A 15,959-nucleotide genomic window follows, 5' to 3' on the forward strand; every position below is an offset into this window, starting at 1 on the left:
TTTTCGTTTGCGAACGGGTTCGAAGCCAAAGTGCAGTGTAAAGCTTGCAGAAAACGAAAAGGAATAGGCAATTAGGGTTATCACTCGAAATTGTCGGGACCGGTGCCGTTGGTGCGTTGCATCATGTTGTTTTTTGGCACCAGACGGCCTCCGCCGCGCTCCGCCTCAACTGCGGCCCTTCTTCGGCCGAGGCGTTTCCCGGATACGCCGCTCCAGTTCGCGCATGCGCGCCTCGTTGGAGGAACGCAGATAAAAGTCGTCGCCCGGTGCCTCCCCTGCCAGGCGGTACTGTTCCAAGGCAGCCTCGGCATTGCCCTCGAAATACAGCGCATTGGCCAGCGCCGAGTGATAGCGCAGCCGGTCCCGGTCGGCATACAGCCGTGCCTGCAGCCGGTAGAGGGCGCTGTCCGACGGGGTACGCCCCAGCTGCAACCGCAGCCGCTTCTCGGCCTCGCCGGTCTGGCCGCGCTCGATCAGCCAGCCGATCTCCCCCAGATACAGGCTGCGGTTGGAGGGGTAGCGGGCCAGTCCGTTGCGGTAAGCGGCGCGCGCCGCAGTCTCGTCGCCCGCATTGCGGGCGATGTCTGCCTCCAGCGACCAGAGCATCGGATGGTCCGGTAGACGATTGCGGGCCTCGTCCAGCGCTCGGCGGGCGGCTTCCAGATCCTTCTGCGCCAGCAAGGCACGGGCCAGCCCATACCACTGGGCCCCCTCGCTGAGGAACTGGCGGTTGGCCAGTGCCTGGCGGTAGTAGCGTACCGCCTCGTCCGGCCCCAACGCGGCCAGGCGCAGCTTCTCCCGTACCAAGAGATAGTCGGGGCTGTCCGCGCGCATCTTCAGCCCAAAGGCCGACAGGCGGTTCTGGGCTTCGCTGATGCGCTCCACCGTCACCGGGTGGGTGCGCAGGAAGGCCAACGCATTGTTGTTGTCGTTGAGGCGGTTGGCGTTCTGCAACCGCTCCATGAAAAGCGGCATGGCCCGCACGTCGAACCCGGCGTTGGCGAGATACTGCATGCCCACCCGATCGGCCTCACGTTCGAAGTCGCGCGAATAGGCCAGCTGGCTTGCCACCGTTAGCCCCAGACCGGCATTGAGGGCGCCGAAGGCGGCATCGCTTCCCCCTCCGGCCTTGGCAGCGAGAGCCCCCGCCAAGATCGCGGCTAGCAGCACCAACTGGTTAGGGGCCGCGCTTGCCTGCATCCGCGCCAAGTGATGCTGGGTGACGTGGGCGATCTCGTGCGCCATCACCGACGCAAGCTCGCTTTCGCTCTGGGTTGTGAGCACCAGACCACTGTGCACGCCGATATAGCCGCCCGGCATGGCAAAGGCGTTGATGCTGCGGTCGTTAAGGCTGAAGAAGGTGAAGCGCCCCCCCGGCATCTGGGCGCTCTGTGCCAACCGCCCGCCCAGATCGTTGAGGTAGGCGTTGATGTCGGGGTCGTCCGTCGCCTCGCCCGAATCGCGCATTGCGCGCATCAGCTCGGCGCCAATGCGCGCCTCTTCGGCAGCAGACAGGGTGGCTTCGGACACATCGCCCAGATCGGGCAGGTCCGCTTGAGCGGGCGGCGGAATGAGCAGGGCCAGCGCAACGAGCAGGCTCGGAAGGGAGGGTTTCATACTGCGCATGATAAAAGGGATGCGGCCGCCTGTGACACGGCCAACGGTCACGAACACCGCTGTTGGTGTCTGGACTGCCCCCGACGGTTCCCGGGCCGGATTCAGATGTGGAAGTCCGGCGCAGGCGCCAGGGCATCCCAAGCAGCACCGGCAGACAGCCAGACCCGGCCACCGAAGCGGGCCGGAAAGCCCGCTCGCTCCAGCACAGCCGCCACGGGTCCCTTCACTTCCGCCAGGTGCAGCGCAACGCCGCAGCAGGCCAGCTGGTCGTCCAGTGCCTGCAACATCGACACGGCAGTCATGTCCACACGGTTGACCGCGCTCATCACCAGCACCAGCCGGCTAACCGGGTGGGCATCTAGGCGCTGCAGGATAGCCTCGCGCACATGGCGGGCGTTGCCGAAATACAGGCTTTCGTCCACCCGCAGGAACAGCACGCCGGGCAAGGTGGCGGCGGCATCGAAGCGCTCGACGTTACGAAAGTGTTCGCTGCCGGGCAGACGGCCCAACTCGGCGATGTGCGGCCGGCCAGTGCGCGCCAGCCATACAGCCAGTGACACCACGATGCCGGCAACGATGCCGGTGTCCACCCCCAGCAGCAACACCGCCAGGAAGGTCACGGCAAAGCCGGCCGCATCGGCCCGGTCAGTGCCCCACGCCACCCTCAGCGGAGTCAGGCTGGTCATGCTCCCCACGGCGGCCACGATGGTGGCTGCTAGCACCGCCAGCGGCAGGTGCGTCAACAGGCCGGTGGCGGTGCTCATCACCAGCGCCAGCCCCGCCGCGGTGACCAGCGAGGCCAGCTGACTCTGGGCCCCGGCCTCGGCGTTGACGAGGCTGCGCGACAGCCCACCGGTCACCGGAAAGCCCCCGAAGAAGCCGGCACCCAGGTTGGCCAGACCCAGCGCACGCAGTTCGGCCTCCGGATCCACCGTTTCCCGCCGTGGCGCAGCGAGGAGCTGTGCCACCGACAGACTTTGCACGTAATTGACAAGGGCGATGAAGAAGGCCGGCAGGGCGAGATCGGTGAGGCGCACCGCTGGCAGCGCAGGCAAGTCCGGCAGCGGCAGGCCGCGCGGCACCGGCCCGACCTGGGGGAGCCCCGTCGCCCAAGGCTGGGTGGTGACCATGGCAATACCGGCGGCGACCGCAACGATCGGCGCAGTACGCGACAGAAGCAGGGCCACAGCGGGACGCAGGCCCAGCCCTTGCAGCAAGGGCCGCAGCCGGTTTCGGGCCCATACCAGCCACAGCAGCGCGGCGCCGCCTAGAAGCACACCCGGCCAGGCCAGCGACTCACGTTGGCCGAAGAGCCCGGCCAGCTGCGCCGGCAGTGTGGCCCCACCCCCTTTCAGGCCCACCAGCGGCCCCAGCTGTGAGACGACAATCAACACGGCAGAGGCCGCGGTGAAGCCCTCAAGCACCGGACGCGACAGCGCGTCGGCAATGAAGCCCATGCGGATACGCCCCATCAGGTACAGCAGCCCGCCCGACAGCAGCGCCAGCCAGGCGGCCAGCGCAAGGTAATCGGCACTGCCCGGCTCGGCCAGTCGTGACAGGGTGGCCGCCGTGAGCAGTGACGTAACCGCCATCGGCCCCACCGACTGCGCATGGCTGCGGCCGGCCAGCGCATACAACACCAGCGGCACTACACTCGCATACAGCCCTGCCTGCGCAGGCAAGCCCGCTACCAGCGCATAGGCCAGGCTCTGCGGCACCAGAAGCAGCGTGACCACCACCCCGGCCGTCAGATCCGCCGGCAGCCATGCACGACGGTACTGCCGCAGCCAGCCGGGCAGCACGCCAGTCATTGAAAGAGCCTGTCCAGACGGGGATAGAGCAGCATGCCCACCACCATGGCGGCCACGAACAACAGCGCCGGCGCCAAGCCGGCCCCGGCCAGCACCAGCGCCGGGCCCGGGCACAAGCCCGCCAGACCCCAGCCCACACCGAAGACCAGACTACCGAACACCAGCCGTGGCGTGACGTGCCGTGTACCCGGAAGGTGGATGGGATCCCCCAGAAGGGCCCGGTGACGCCCGCGCAGCGCGGTAAAGGCCGGCAAGGCCACCGCGATCGCTCCCGCCATCACCAAGGCGAGGCTGGGGTCCCACGCGCCGGACAGGTCCAGGAAACCCAGCACCTTGGCCGGATCGGCCATGCCGGACACGATCAGACCCAGTCCGAACAACAGTCCCACACCGAAGGCGGACAGCGCACGCATGATCTGGAGCCGTTTCATGGCATTGCCTGCAGCAGGTGGTTAAAGAGGTACACGGTGGCAAAGCCGGCCCCCATGAAGGCCAGCGTGGCCGCCAGCGAACGTGGCGAGCGACGCGCCAGACCGCACACCCCATGGCCACTGGTACAACCCGAGGCAAAGCGTGTCCCCACGCCGACCAGCACTCCGGCGATCACCAGCCGCAGCATAGAGGCCCCGAAAGTGGGCGCAAGCGTACTGCCGGTCACCAGACCGTACACCCATGGCGCCGCCAGCAGCCCCGCGAGGAAGGCCAGGCGCAACCAGGCGTCGGGCTGGCGCTCCAGCAAGCCTCCCAGCATGCCACTGATGCCAGCGATACGGCCGTTGACCCAGACGAACCAGGCCGCAGCCGCGCCGATCATCAGGCCACCGGCCAAGGCCGGTCCGGGAGAGAAAACTTGCCAGTCTATGCTCATACCACCGCTCCATCCTCAGCCGGGGCCGCTTCGGTCTCGGCGCAGAAGGCGCCATGCAGGGCCGACAGCATCAGCAACACTTCCCGACTGGCGATGCTGTAATGAATCCATTTGCCTTCACGACGGGTAGCCACCAACCCCTCATTGCGCAGCACGCCCAGCTGCTGCGACAGCGTCGGCTGACGGATACCGGTGAGCACCTCCAGTTCGGACACTGCCTTTTCGCCCTCCACCAGCTGGCACAGCAGCATCAGCCGGTCTTCGTTGGCCAGACTCTTGAGAAGGGCGGCAGCCCGGCTGGCATTGGAGCGCAAGACTTTCACGTCCATGGACGATTCCTTCATCTGCTTTGTGTCTTAAATTATATTGATGGATATTATATTTTTCAATATATTGTTTACGCCGCATCCGGCTCACCCGAGGAAGCCCGCATGAAACCGCTTGTCGCATCGTTCTTCGAACCGGTCACCATGACCTTCAGCCACATCGTTTATGACGCGCCCGGCGGCGAAGCCGCCATTGTAGACCCGGTGCTGGACTACGACCCTAGATCGGGACGGACTTGCACTCTTTCAGCGCAGAAACTGGTGGATTTCATCCACGCTCAGCGGCTCTCGGTGACGTGGCTGCTGGAAACCCATGCCCATGCCGACCATCTCTCGGCCGCACCTTGGCTGCAGGCGACGGTGGGCGGGCGCATCGCCATCGGCGCGCACATCCGCGAGGTGCAGGCGGTCTTCGGGAGGCTCTTCAATCTGGGGGCGGACTTCGCCACGGACGGCCGCCCCTTCGACCAGCTGTTCAACGATGGTGACACCTTCCGCATCGGGGCGCTGGAGGCCGAGGTGCTGCACGTACCGGGGCACACGCCTGCGGACGTGGCCTATCGTGTGGGGGACGCGGTGTTCGTGGGTGACACGCTGTTCATGCCTGACGTGGGCAGCGCCCGCTGCGACTTCCCGGGGGGCGACGCCGCCACGCTCTACCGTTCGGCCCGCCGTCTGCTGGCACTGCCGGATGAGACCCGGCTGTTCATGTGCCACGACTATCCGCCTGCCGGACGGGGGCCCGTCTGCGAAACCACCGTAGGGGCCAGCCGTTCGGCCAACCTCCACCTGCGGGACGACATCGACGAGGCCCGCTTCGTGGCACTGCGGCACGCGCGCGACCGCACACTACCGCCTCCGGCACTGATGCTGCCTTCGGTGCAGGTCAACATCCGCGCCGGCCATCTGCCGCCACCCGAGGACAACGGTCAGCGGTATTTAAAGATTCCTTTGAACCTGTTGTAGACTGAACCGGTGTTCAACAACGCGGGGCCCCGTTCAAGGCCCCTTCCGTCTGAATGGAGTCTTCCTCTCTTCCCCCCGCGCCGGCCCGGCTGGTGCACGCGCGCGGGGTACCGGCCTTCGGCATGTACCAAGGCCGGATCGAAACGCTCTCGTGGCAGCGCCTGAAGGCGCCCACTGCCAAGAGGCTGACCCGCCGGCTGCACCACAAGCGCTGGCAGTATGCCGGCATCGCCCACACCCGTTTCTTCGTGGGACTGGCCATCGTGGATGCCGGCTGGACCAGCGCCGCCTTCGCCTACCTGTTCGACCGCGATACCCGGCAGGTAGCGGCCTCGGCTTCGGCCAACGGTCTGCCCGGCACGGCGCGGCTGGAAAGCCGTCCCTTTGGCACTGCCCGCTTCCGCCACCGGCGCCTGACGCTGGACTGGGCCCGGGAAGGCGAGCGGCTGGTGCTGGCCGTGGATGCGCCCGGCTTGTGCCTGGCTGCGCACGTGCATCTGCCGGCTGACGCGCCGGTGATGGCAGCGATCGCCCCGGCCAACTGGCTGGCCCATTCCACCCACAAGACGGGTGCGCTCGAGATCAGCGGCTTTGTGGACACCGGCAGGGCCCGCTACTCGCTGGACGGCGCCCACGCCAGCCTGGACGCTTCCGACGGACTCCTGGCCCGAAATACCGCCTGGCAGTGGGCCAGTGCCCACCGACCGGACATCGGCTTCAACCTGCAAGCGGGCTTCATGGGGGATGCGGAAAACGCGCTGTGGATCGACGGCGAACTCTTCCGCGCCGGTGCGGCCCACTTCACCTTCGAGCAGACCGACCCGATGCGTCCGTGGACGATCCGTACCGATGATGGCTGCCTCGACCTCGTCTTCACTCCGGAGGGCATGCGCCGCGAAGACCGCAACTACTGGCTGGCCGCCAGCCGCTACGTGCAGCCGGTGGGCACCTTCAGCGGCACCGTGGTGCACCCGCTCACCGGTGCCCGCCGCTGGGTGGAGGGGCTGACGGGCGTGACGGAAGACCACGCTTCGCGCTGGTAAGGTACGGTGGCCACGCAGGACGCGCCCTTCCCGCGGCAAGCCACCCCTCCTTACAGGATACGACCGGATTAGAGCAAGACCCCGGCGCGGGCTGCCTGATCGTAGAGGCCGGGCAGCCTCCGCAGTAGCTACGCCCTGTTGCCGATCTCGTTGCTGGCCACGCTCTTCTCCTGCGCAGGGTGCTCAGTCACGGCTCGCGTACGTCGGTGTCGCGCTGGCAGGGGGCGGCATCGGCCTTCGCAGTGCCACACTGTCGCTCCTTGTGGCTGCGTACGTCCCCTCTGTGCCCGTTTCTTCAGCGTCTACAGACGCTTGGGGATACGCTCGATGTTAAGCACCCAGCAGAGCGCAACACGCCAGGCGCCGGGCATCACCCCCTTGGTCCTCGCCACTGTCTGTGACGGACTGCGCCTTGCGACCGGAGGTAACGTGGTGCACGCCAGGGCATCGACGCCCTCCGCCTACACTAAGCCCTGACCGGCCAAGGTTGGCCGAAGGCTTCGGCCAACCTTGGTCCTGCGGAACTTGGCCTGGAAGTACGCAAGCTCCACACGCTGGCCACTGGGTGAAAGACACCGGCATCGCCGGCCTGGGGATCGCCGAAGGGACGCTGCAGGTAAACATCCCCCACCTCGGCACACCGCTGCAAACAGTACGCTCTACCCCACTGGCGACAGTGCTTCCGGAACAGTACGGCGCAGTGACGCCGGCAGCGAACGCCTTCTAGCTCAGCCCTGGATGCGGCAGCGGTTTTTAGCCGGGGGCCGGCAGGCCGGGCGCTTTATGCGCACCTACAACACCACGAGGCGGTGCGACCGAACGCAGCGGTACGCCCCCCACGGCGGGTGTTCTGCCAAGCCGTAAGCACCGGCCCCGCTGCACGGGCCGCAGGCGCCCGATAGATGGCGGGGGTCGTGTGACAGGGCTACACGGGGCTTCGGCCAACCGGTCGACCAGCCTTAAAAACCAAGAAGCAAGGCGCGCCAGCATTGGGCCGGTGTCGCCTGCCGCCCGCGGCGGCAACACCCTGACCTGACGCAAAACCCTGTGCCAATCGGGGTTGGCAGGCCGGGCAGGCGTGGTAGCATTGCGCCCGCCAGACGTTTGTAGAGCAAACGCACCAATTCAGGCGGCCGGCGTCCGGCCCGCCGCCCCATGCAGAACAGGAGAACACATGACCATCTTGTCTCAGGTACTCGAACACAATCAGTCCTTCGTAACCAACCGCGAATACGAGCAGTTCAAGACCGACAAGTTTCCGCACAAAAGCCTGGCGGTCCTGGCCTGCATGGATGCGCGTCTGGTCGAGCTGCTGCCCAAGGCGATGGGACTGAAGAACGGCGACGCCAAGCTGATCAAGAACGCCGGCGCGCTCGTCACCCACCCGTGGGGCTCGGTGATGCGCAGCCTGCTGGTGGCGGTCTACGAGCTGCGGGCCGAAGAAATCTGCGTCGTGGCCCACCACGACTGTGGCATGCGCGCCATCGACCCGCAGCACATCCTGGACAGCGCCTGTGCCCGGGGCGTGAGCGAAGAGACGCTGACCACGCTGCGCGGGGCCGGTATCGATCTGGAAAAATGGCTTAAGGGTTTCGACAACGTGGAAGACAGCGTGCGTCACACGGTCGAGGTGATCCGCTCGCACCCGCTGATGCCCCACGACGTACCGGTGCACGGCATGGTGATCCATCCCACCACCGGCGCTCTGTCGGTGATCGTCGACGGCTACGCCGGCCGCACCAGCCAGGCCGCATGACACGCAGGCTGGGCTGCTTCGGCGGCACTTTCGACCCGGTACACCAGGCCCATCTACGGATGGCGCGGGCGTTCCGCGATGAACTCGGACTGGACGAGGTGCGACTGATCCCGGCCGGCCAACCCTATCACCGCACGGCAGGCCCCCAAGCCTCGGCACAGGACAGGCTGGCGATGGTGACGCTGGCGTTGGCCGACGAGCCGGGGCTTGTTGCCGATGGCCGGGAAGTGGCACGCCTGCGACCGGCCTACACGGTGGAAACCTTGGCCGAACTGCGCTCGGAAATCGGCCCCCAGGCCGAGCTGTGGTGCCTGATCGGAGGCGACTCGCTCGAGCAACTGGACACCTGGCACCGCTGGCAGGACCTTTTGGGGCTGGCCAACATCGCGGTGGCGCTGCGCCCCGGCTTCGATGCCGAGCGCCTGCCCCCCGCAGTGGCCACGGAATGGCAGGCACGCCAAGTCACTGATTTTTCAAAACGAACGCCTTCCGGTACAATGCGCCCCCTGGCGCTGCCACCTGTCGACGTGTCGGCCACCGACATCCGTAGCCGGCTGGCCCGTGGCGCCTCTGTCGCCGATGCGCTGCCACCGGCCGTGGCCGCCTATATTGCCCGCCACGGCCTGTACCGGACGCCCTAGGCGCACCGGCACCGAACCGGGCCACGACCCCGTGGCCCGCGCTCTTTACAGGGGACCTCTGCCGGGCACGCTCTCTGCCGCACAGCATGTCCCCGCCCAACCGAGTACACAAGGACACCATGGAAGTACAAGATATTGCGAAACTGGCCGTCGAGGCCCTTGAGGACATCAAGGGCAAGGACATCATCGAGCTGGACACCACCAACCTCACTTCGCTGTTCCAGCGCATGATCGTCTGCACCGGCGACTCCAACCGCCAGGTCAAGGCCTTGGCCAACAGCGTCAGCGTGGCGCTCAAGGAAGCTGGCGTAGAGCTGGTCGGCACCGAAGGCGAGCAAAGCGGCGAGTGGGTACTGGTGGACGCCGGCGACGTGGTGGTCCATGTCATGCTGCCGGCCGTTCGCGACTACTACGACCTCGAAGCCCTCTGGGGTGGCGAGAAGCCTTCGTTCGTACCGCCGGGCGGCAAGCCCTGGAAGGCCGTTTGATGCACCCCGGGTCGGGCACGCTGTCCGACCCTTCCGTTGCACTTGCCCTTCTGTGGCCATCGCCCAGCGGGGCGCTGCGGATCACACCGTCTCACCGATGAAGATTACCGTACTGGCTGTTGGCACCAAGATGCCGCGCTGGGTGGATGAAGCCTACCGGGACTACGCCAAGCGTTTCGGCCGCGACATCAGCTTCGAGCTGAAAGAGATCAAGCCCGAGAAGCGCGGCGGCGGCGTGACCGCGGAAAAGGGCATTGCCGCCGAGCACACGCGTCTGGTGGCGGCCTTGCCCCAACGCGCCCGGCTGGTGGTGCTGGACGAGCGCGGCCGCAACTGGACCACACTGCAGCTGGCCGAGGCAATGAAGGGCTGGCAGGCCGCCGGTGACGATCTGTGCTTCGTCATCGGGGGTGCCGATGGGCTCTCTGCGGAACTCAAGGCCCGTGCCGACGTTCTATTGCAACTCTCGGCGCTGACCCTGCCGCACGGCATGGTCCGTGTTCTTCTGACCGAGCAGCTCTACCGCGCGCAGTCCATTCTGCACAACCACCCCTACCACCGCGAGTGACGGGGCGCGGCCGGCCCGGGTTGAAAGCCAGTCCTTCGCCCGCAGCTAGAGAGCTCTCCCAACCGGAACCCCCTCTGCCCATGAAACCACGTTTCCTGCTTGCCCTACTGGCCGGTCTGGCATTCAGCCCGATGGCCTTGGCCGATCTGTACGGCTTTGTGGACGAAGACGGCCATGTGTTTCTGGCCGATCATCAGGTGGACAGCCGCTACCAGCTCTTCAGGAAAGGGAATGGCCCCGCCGCCGCGCCCCTGGAACTCAACACCCTGAACCGTCCCGAGGGCAAGGCCGTGGCCGGCCGGGGCCTGGCTGCCGCCATCAGGGCGCCTTCGGCCAACCCTCGCCTGAAGGCCAGCTTTTCCCGGCTGATCGCCCAGACCGCCCGCGAGCACAAGCTGGACGAAGACCTGCTGCATGCCATCGTCAACGTCGAATCCGGCTACAACGCCCAGGCCCTCTCGCCCAAGGGCGCGGTGGGGCTGATGCAGGTGATGCCGGCCACGGCCGAGCGCTTCGGTGTCACCAACCTCAACGATCCACGCCAGAACCTCAAGGCTGGCGCGCGCTACCTGCGCTTCCTGCTGTCACAGTTCGGCAATGACCTGCCGCGGGTGCTCGCGGCTTACAACGCGGGCGAAGGCGCGGTCCAGAAATATGGCAAAACGCTCCCCCCTTACCGCGAGACGCGCGATTACGTCGCCAAGGTGATGGCTTCGTATGGTCAACCCTATGCCGGCCCCGGCGCTTCCGGGCTCGAGAAAACAGTGGGCCGCAAGAAGCCGGGCGGACGTGTAAGTTTTACCATTTCCCCGGACGCACTCTAAGCGGCGAGCTGTTTGGCTCCTGCGCACGAAAACGGGCGCCCTCCCTAGTCGGAGGCGCCCGTTTACATTATTTTTCCCTTTTTAAACAGACGCTTGCGTGCCAGGACAGCACCATTTCGGCCCTGCACACAAGGAAAACCCCCAGCCGGGGGAAATCGGCTGGGGGCGCATCCACAGTCAAATCGGGAGGGGTAAAGCGGGCAATGGCTTAGGCAACGCTTCGGCCAACCCTACCACCGGTAAACCTTACCGGCCCCTTCCGCGGGCGTACCCCGCTGTCCCGCCCTCAGGCAGGACAGCGGTTTTCGCCAGCAGAATCATGATCTTAGAGGCGAACGCCTAGCAGGTCGCCTAGCGGTTCCGCGATGTCGCGGTACATGGCCTTGTGATTGAACACCCCGAGAAAGCCGGGGAAGTCTTCAGGAGATTGTAAAATTTGCCGAGCCTTGCGCGAAGTGAGCTTGTGCAGGCGCAGAATGCGACCATCCCAGTGAACGAGACGCGAGTCTTCCGCCAGCAGCAGTACGTCCAGCGCCTGATGGACCAGCTCTACGAGCACGATCTTGCTGCGGGTACGGCCTTCTGCCACGCAGATGGGGTTGAAAGCCTGTACAACGGGGAGAGTCATCGAGGCGGACTGCATACTCTTACCAACCTTTCTTCCTAATGCCTGTGGGAGCATTTGTGTAATTTCAGAGCCAGACGAGCGGCACGCGATGGCGTGTGTGCACGCATAAATGAGCAATTACCGTGCCCGATCTGAAAAAAGAAAGAAAAAGCCACGAAGGATTTCGTGGCTGGCAGTAAATGGCAGGGCCCGCAGGCCGACGTCAGCTTGCCAGGCGCACGCCCAGGGCGCGCAGTGCAAACCAGGCCTCGCCCGGCTCAATGCCCTTGATGATGCGGTCGATGCGTGCGCACTCCGCCCATGCTTCCATCAGGGCCCGGGGGCCCAACCGCGCCAGCGCTGGCTCGGCCAGGCGCTGCTTCTCCCCCCACAGCTTGAGTTCGCGCGCCATTTCGCGCACCGTACGGCCCGCCTTGCGCCCTTGGCGCAGACGGATCAGCGTGCGCACTTCCTCGGTCAACGCCCACAGCACCAGTACCGGCGCCTCTCCTTCAGCGGCCAGGCCGTCGATCATGCGCACCGTGCGCGGTACGTCACCGGCGAGCCAGGCTTCCGAGAGCTGGAAGACATCGAAGCGTGCCACATCGGCCACTGCTTCGGCCAAGGTGGTCAGGCTCAGCTCGCCAGGCGGATGCAGCAGGCCCAGTTTGTCGATCTCCTGACGTGCTGCCAGGAGGTTGCCCTCGACCCGGTCGACGAAAAAAGCAAGCGCCTCCGGGGTCATGGACTGCTTCTGAGCCGCCAGTCGCCGCGCCACCCAGGCAGGCAGGTCGGTGCGGCTGACGGGACGTGCTTCCACCACCACCGCCCCCTTCTCGAGCGCGGTGAACCACTTGCTGGAGAGCTGGGTGCGTTCCAGCTTGGGCAGGGTGACCAGCGTCACCGTGTCGGCGGGCGGATGCGCGACCAGGCGCACCAGTGCCTCACTGCCTTCGGCGCCGGGCTTGCCTGAGGGAATGCGCACTTCGAGAAGGCGCAGGCTGGCAAAGAGCGACAGGCTGTCCGCTGCACCTGCAAGCTGCGACCAGTCGAAGTCACCCTCGGCGGTCAACACCTCACGTTCGGCATACCCCGCCTGGCGGGCAGCCTCACGAATGGCATCCGCCGCCTCCAGCGCCAGCAGCGCCTCCTCCCCGTGGATCAGGTAAAGCGGGGCCAGCCCTCTAGCCAGCAGCCCCGGCAGCGCCTCAGGGCTGGCTTGTGGCATGCGCGGTCCCGACCGGCTGCGGCATGTCAGGACGAAGGAAGGACAGCCGGGTGACGATCTGCTCGGCGGCGTCGCGGCGCATGTCGTTCCACAGCATCGCCTCTTCTTGCTCCTTACCCAAGATATCCTTGTCGGAGTAGCCCATTTCACGGCGGACGACGATGGTCATTGGCGCACCGTAGCGTTCGCCGTTCTTGAGCAGCTCGGCGCTGACACGGTAGGTCAGCTGGTATTCGTTGACCTTGCCGCCGCGGTTGATGGTGAGGATGTCCCGGGCACTGGCCTCGCCGTACACCCGCAGCACTGCCTCGGCGCCCTTGGCCTGCGGCCAGAGCTGCACGCGTTCGTCACGGCGCAGAGTAGTGAGCAGGGCATCGCCCAGCGTCACATTCTCCAGCGATACGAACAGTGCGGTGAATGGCAGCGGCCGGGCCGGGCCCGACAGGCCCCGAAGATGGAAGCCGCAGGCCGAGAGGCCGACCATCACCAATACGGCGAAGGTCCACTGCATCAGACGGGTCATGCGTCGTCTCCTGAAAAAAAGGCCGGGTTGCCCCGGCCCGGGCCGCACTGCGGCTTATACCACGATATTGACGAGACGCCCCGGCACCACGATCACCTTGCGCGCCGGCTTGCCTTCCATGAACTTCAGTACATTCTCGTGCGCGAGGGCAGCCCCCTGGATAACGTCTTGTGGGGCATCCGCCGGCACGGTCACGCTGCCGCGCAGCTTGCCGTTCACCTGCACCATCAGCTCCACCTCGCTCTTGACCAGCGCAGCCTCATCCACCTTCGGCCAACCCTGTTCCAGCAGCTCGGTGCCCGGACGCAGGGCAGCCCACAGCGCATCGGCGATGTGCGGCACGATCGGGGAGAGCACGATGACCACTGCCTCCAGCACTTCCTGCGCCACGCTGCGACCGACTGCAGCGCTGCGGTCGGTCTTGTCGTAGGTGTTGAGCAGTTCCATCACTGCCGCGATGGCGGTGTTGAACTGCTGGCGACGGCCGTAATCGTCTGCCACCTTCTGGATGGTGCCGTGCAGCTTGTGGCGCAGTGCCTTGAGGCCGGCATCCAGCTCACCCCCGCTGTAGGCCGCCACCACGCCGCCCTCGGCATGTTCCCGCACCACCTTCCACAGCCGCTTGAGGAAGCGGAAGGCACCCTCCACCCCGGCGTCCGACCACTCCAGGCTCTGCTCGGGCGGGGCGGCGAACATCATGAACAGACGCGCGGTGTCGGCACCGTATTTTTCGATGAATTCGGACGGATCAACGCCGTTGTTCTTGGACTTGGACATCTTCTCGATGCCACCGATCGCCACCGGCTGACCGTCCACGCGGTGTGTGGCTGCCACGATCTTGCCTTTGCCGTCGCGTTCCAGCACCACGTCCTGCGGGGCGATCCAGTCCTTGCTGCCGTTGGGTAGGTCGCGGTAGAAGGTCTCGCACACCACCATGCCCTGCGTCAGCAGGCTCTTGAACGGCTCGTCCGACGACACCAGCCCTTCATCACGCATCAGCTTGTGGAAGAAACGCGCGTACAGCAGGTGCAGAATGGCGTGTTCGATGCCACCCACGTACTGATCCACCTGCAGCCAGTAATCGGCCGCCTGCTTGTCCACCATGCCGGTGGTGCAGCCGGGGCTGGCGTAGCGGGCGTAGTACCAGCTCGACTCCACGAAGGTGTCCATGGTGTCGGTCTCGCGCCGGGCTGCGCCGCCGCACTTGGGGCAGGTGGTCTCGTAGAACTCCGGCATCTTGGCCAGCGGGCTGCCGGCGCCGTCCGGAATCACGTTCTCGGGCAGCACCACCGGCAGGTCCTTCTCGGGCACCGGCACGTCACCGCAGCACGGACAGTGGATGATGGGGATCGGGCAGCCCCAGTAGCGCTGGCGGCTGATGCCCCAGTCACGCAGGCGGTATTGGGTCTTCTTCTGGCCGGCCTGTTTGGCCTCCAGATCGCCGACGATGGCTTCAAAGGCTTCGGCAAACGTCTTGCCGTCGTACTTGCCGCTGTTGACGGTCTTGAGGCCGTCCTTGGCGGCATACCAGTCCTGCCAGGTGGTGGCATCGAAGCGCGCCTCGCCCTCAAGGGGGGCATACACCTGCGTGATCGGCAGCCCGTACTTGTTGGCGAACTCGAAATCACGCTCGTCGTGCGCCGGCACGGCCATCACCGCGCCCTCGCCATAGCCCCACAGCACGTAGTTGGCGACCCACACCGGCAGTTTTTTGCCTGTGAGCGGGTGGATCACGAACAGGCCGGTCGGCATGCCCCGCTTCTCCTGCGTGGCGATGTCGGCCTCGGACACGCCGCCCTTCTTGCACTCGGCGACGAACGCGGCCAGTTCAGGGTTGGCCGAAGCGGCCTGTGTGGCCAGCGGATGCTCTGCGGCCACTGCCACGTAGGTGGCGCCCATCAGGGTGTCGGGGCGGGTGGTATAGACCTTCAGCTCGCCTCCGTGACCGATGCTGTCGGCATCGTAGGCGAACACCACGTCGGCGCCGTAGCTCTTGCCGATCCAGTTGCGCTGCATCGTCTTGACCTGCTCCGGCCAGCCATCCAGCTTGTCCAGATCATTGAGCAGCTCCTCGGCGTACTGGGTGATGCCGAAGTAATACATCGGGATCTCGCGCTTCTCCACCAGCGCACCCGAGCGCCAGCCACGACCGTCGATCACCTGCTCGTTGGCCAGCACGGTCTGGTCCACCGGATCCCAGTTCACCACGCCGTTCTTCTTGTAGATCACGCCTTTCTCGAAAAGACGGGTGAACAGCCACTGCTCCCAGCGGTAATAGTCCGGCTTGCAGGTGGCCAGTTCACGCGCCCAGTCGATGGCGAACCCCAGGCTCTTGAGTTGGCCGCGCATGGTATCGATGTTGGCATAGGTCCAGGCCGCCGGTGCGCCACCGTTCTTCAGTGCAGCGTTTTCCGCCGGCAGGCCGAAGGCATCCCAGCCCATCGGCTGCAGCACGTTGTAGCCCTGCAGGCGCATGTAGCGCGCCAGCGCGTCGGTGATGGTGTAGTTGCGCACGTGGCCCATGTGCAGCTTGCCCGAAGGATAGGGAAACATCGACAGGGCGTAGTACTTGGGACGGCTGGCATCCTCCACGGCACGGAAGGCGGCAGTCTGTTCCCATTTCTGTTGCGCGACCGACTCGATTTCGCGCGGGCTGTAATGTTCTTGCATGGTGATCTTTTTGTGAAAAGGCT

16 protein-coding genes are annotated in these 15,959 nt (G+C 65.8%); 7 read left to right on the forward strand and 9 right to left on the reverse strand.

Annotation, left to right across the window (positions count from 1 at the left end; all coding sequences use genetic code 11):
- Positions 1–165 precede the first annotated feature (165 nt).
- The 5 genes from EV669_RS08275 to EV669_RS08295 all read right to left on the reverse strand — a co-directional run bounded on the left by EV669_RS08275 (position 166) and on the right by EV669_RS08295 (position 4,625).
- A complete protein-coding gene (locus EV669_RS08275; RefSeq protein WP_132098378.1) occupies positions 166–1,617 on the reverse strand; it encodes a M48 family metalloprotease in 1,452 nt (483 codons plus the stop codon).
- Between the two features lie 101 nt (positions 1,618–1,718).
- Positions 1,719–3,428: a SulP family inorganic anion transporter gene (locus EV669_RS08280; RefSeq protein WP_055433380.1), complete on the reverse strand. Its 1,710-nt coding sequence runs from the start codon at positions 3,426–3,428 to the stop codon at positions 1,719–1,721.
- Entirely contained in the window at positions 3,425–3,859 is a 435-nt protein-coding gene (locus tag EV669_RS08285; RefSeq protein WP_245622683.1) for a YeeE/YedE family protein, read from the reverse strand. The genes EV669_RS08280 and EV669_RS08285 overlap by 4 nt, the downstream gene beginning before the upstream one ends.
- Positions 3,856–4,296: a YeeE/YedE family protein gene (locus tag EV669_RS08290; RefSeq protein ID WP_054286631.1), complete on the reverse strand. Its 441-nt coding sequence runs from the start codon at positions 4,294–4,296 to the stop codon at positions 3,856–3,858. Before EV669_RS08290 ends, EV669_RS08285 begins: the two co-directional genes overlap by 4 nt.
- On the reverse strand, positions 4,293–4,625 hold the full coding sequence (locus tag EV669_RS08295; protein ID WP_082446360.1) for an ArsR/SmtB family transcription factor: 333 nt from the start codon (positions 4,623–4,625) through the stop codon (positions 4,293–4,295). Before EV669_RS08295 ends, EV669_RS08290 begins: the two co-directional genes overlap by 4 nt.
- Before the next feature lie 102 nt (positions 4,626–4,727).
- On the opposite strand from EV669_RS08295, the gene EV669_RS08300 reads away from it, so the two are divergent.
- The 7 genes from EV669_RS08300 to EV669_RS08330 all read left to right on the forward strand — a co-directional run bounded on the left by EV669_RS08300 (position 4,728) and on the right by EV669_RS08330 (position 10,908).
- Positions 4,728–5,588, forward strand: a complete 861-nt coding sequence (locus tag EV669_RS08300; RefSeq protein WP_055433382.1) for an MBL fold metallo-hydrolase — start codon at positions 4,728–4,730, stop codon at positions 5,586–5,588.
- Positions 5,589–5,641: 53 nt separating this feature from the next.
- Complete coding sequence (locus EV669_RS08305) at positions 5,642–6,631, forward strand: DUF2804 domain-containing protein (protein WP_132098379.1); 990 nt, start codon at positions 5,642–5,644, stop codon at positions 6,629–6,631.
- Positions 6,632–7,805: 1,174 nt separating this feature from the next.
- Complete coding sequence (locus EV669_RS08310) at positions 7,806–8,387, forward strand: beta-class carbonic anhydrase (protein WP_054286635.1); 582 nt, start codon at positions 7,806–7,808, stop codon at positions 8,385–8,387.
- Entirely contained in the window at positions 8,384–9,028 is a 645-nt protein-coding gene (gene nadD / locus EV669_RS08315) for a nicotinate-nucleotide adenylyltransferase (protein WP_132098380.1), read from the forward strand. The genes EV669_RS08310 and nadD overlap by 4 nt, the downstream gene beginning before the upstream one ends.
- A gap of 119 nt (positions 9,029–9,147) precedes the next feature.
- Positions 9,148–9,516, forward strand: coding sequence for a ribosome silencing factor (rsfS, locus tag EV669_RS08320; RefSeq protein WP_054286669.1), 369 nt, complete (start codon positions 9,148–9,150; stop codon positions 9,514–9,516).
- Positions 9,517–9,613: 97 nt separating this feature from the next.
- Complete coding sequence (gene rlmH, locus EV669_RS08325; protein ID WP_132098381.1) at positions 9,614–10,084, forward strand: 23S rRNA (pseudouridine(1915)-N(3))-methyltransferase RlmH; 471 nt, start codon at positions 9,614–9,616, stop codon at positions 10,082–10,084.
- An 80-nt stretch (positions 10,085–10,164) separates the two neighbouring features.
- A complete protein-coding gene (locus EV669_RS08330; protein ID WP_055433384.1) occupies positions 10,165–10,908 on the forward strand; it encodes a lytic transglycosylase domain-containing protein in 744 nt (247 codons plus the stop codon).
- Between the two features lie 325 nt (positions 10,909–11,233).
- Here EV669_RS08330 and EV669_RS08335 read toward each other — a convergent pair whose 3' ends face one another.
- The 4 genes from EV669_RS08335 to leuS form a co-directional block, all read right to left on the reverse strand.
- Positions 11,234–11,536: a hypothetical protein gene (locus EV669_RS08335; RefSeq protein WP_235445629.1), complete on the reverse strand. Its 303-nt coding sequence runs from the start codon at positions 11,534–11,536 to the stop codon at positions 11,234–11,236.
- A 202-nt stretch (positions 11,537–11,738) separates the two neighbouring features.
- Positions 11,739–12,743 carry a DNA polymerase III subunit delta gene (gene holA / locus EV669_RS08340; protein WP_132098382.1) on the reverse strand — a complete coding sequence of 335 codons (1,005 nt, stop codon included), beginning with the start codon at positions 12,741–12,743 and terminating at the stop codon, positions 11,739–11,741.
- Positions 12,724–13,266: an LPS-assembly lipoprotein LptE gene (locus EV669_RS08345; protein ID WP_054286640.1), complete on the reverse strand. Its 543-nt coding sequence runs from the start codon at positions 13,264–13,266 to the stop codon at positions 12,724–12,726. Before EV669_RS08345 ends, holA begins: the two co-directional genes overlap by 20 nt.
- 54 nt (positions 13,267–13,320) lie before the next feature.
- Positions 13,321–15,936 carry a leucine--tRNA ligase gene (gene leuS / locus EV669_RS08350; RefSeq protein WP_132098383.1) on the reverse strand — a complete coding sequence of 872 codons (2,616 nt, stop codon included), beginning with the start codon at positions 15,934–15,936 and terminating at the stop codon, positions 13,321–13,323.
- Between the last annotated feature and the right edge of the window lie 23 nt (positions 15,937–15,959).

Origin of the sequence: Gulbenkiania mobilis (assembly GCA_004346645.1) — a bacterium.
Classification (GTDB): domain Bacteria; phylum Pseudomonadota; class Gammaproteobacteria; order Burkholderiales; family Chromobacteriaceae; genus Gulbenkiania; species Gulbenkiania mobilis.

Coding starts and splice junctions, on each gene's coding strand:
- EV669_RS08275 (WP_132098378.1), bottom strand. CDS start 1,617: ATGAAACCCTCCCTTCCGAGCCTGCTCGTTGCGCTGGCCCTGCTCATT.
- EV669_RS08280 (WP_055433380.1), bottom strand. CDS start 3,428: ATGACTGGCGTGCTGCCCGGCTGGCTGCGGCAGTACCGTCGTGCATGG.
- EV669_RS08285 (WP_245622683.1), bottom strand. CDS start 3,859: ATGAAACGGCTCCAGATCATGCGTGCGCTGTCCGCCTTCGGTGTGGGA.
- EV669_RS08290 (WP_054286631.1), bottom strand. CDS start 4,296: ATGAGCATAGACTGGCAAGTTTTCTCTCCCGGACCGGCCTTGGCCGGT.
- EV669_RS08295 (WP_082446360.1), bottom strand. CDS start 4,625: ATGGACGTGAAAGTCTTGCGCTCCAATGCCAGCCGGGCTGCCGCCCTT.
- EV669_RS08300 (WP_055433382.1), top strand. CDS start 4,728: ATGAAACCGCTTGTCGCATCGTTCTTCGAACCGGTCACCATGACCTTC.
- EV669_RS08305 (WP_132098379.1), top strand. CDS start 5,642: ATGGAGTCTTCCTCTCTTCCCCCCGCGCCGGCCCGGCTGGTGCACGCG.
- EV669_RS08310 (WP_054286635.1), top strand. CDS start 7,806: ATGACCATCTTGTCTCAGGTACTCGAACACAATCAGTCCTTCGTAACC.
- nadD (WP_132098380.1), top strand. CDS start 8,384: ATGACACGCAGGCTGGGCTGCTTCGGCGGCACTTTCGACCCGGTACAC.
- rsfS (WP_054286669.1), top strand. CDS start 9,148: ATGGAAGTACAAGATATTGCGAAACTGGCCGTCGAGGCCCTTGAGGAC.
- rlmH (WP_132098381.1), top strand. CDS start 9,614: ATGAAGATTACCGTACTGGCTGTTGGCACCAAGATGCCGCGCTGGGTG.
- EV669_RS08330 (WP_055433384.1), top strand. CDS start 10,165: ATGAAACCACGTTTCCTGCTTGCCCTACTGGCCGGTCTGGCATTCAGC.
- EV669_RS08335 (WP_235445629.1), bottom strand. CDS start 11,536: ATGACTCTCCCCGTTGTACAGGCTTTCAACCCCATCTGCGTGGCAGAA.
- holA (WP_132098382.1), bottom strand. CDS start 12,743: ATGCCACAAGCCAGCCCTGAGGCGCTGCCGGGGCTGCTGGCTAGAGGG.
- EV669_RS08345 (WP_054286640.1), bottom strand. CDS start 13,266: ATGACCCGTCTGATGCAGTGGACCTTCGCCGTATTGGTGATGGTCGGC.
- leuS (WP_132098383.1), bottom strand. CDS start 15,936: ATGCAAGAACATTACAGCCCGCGCGAAATCGAGTCGGTCGCGCAACAG.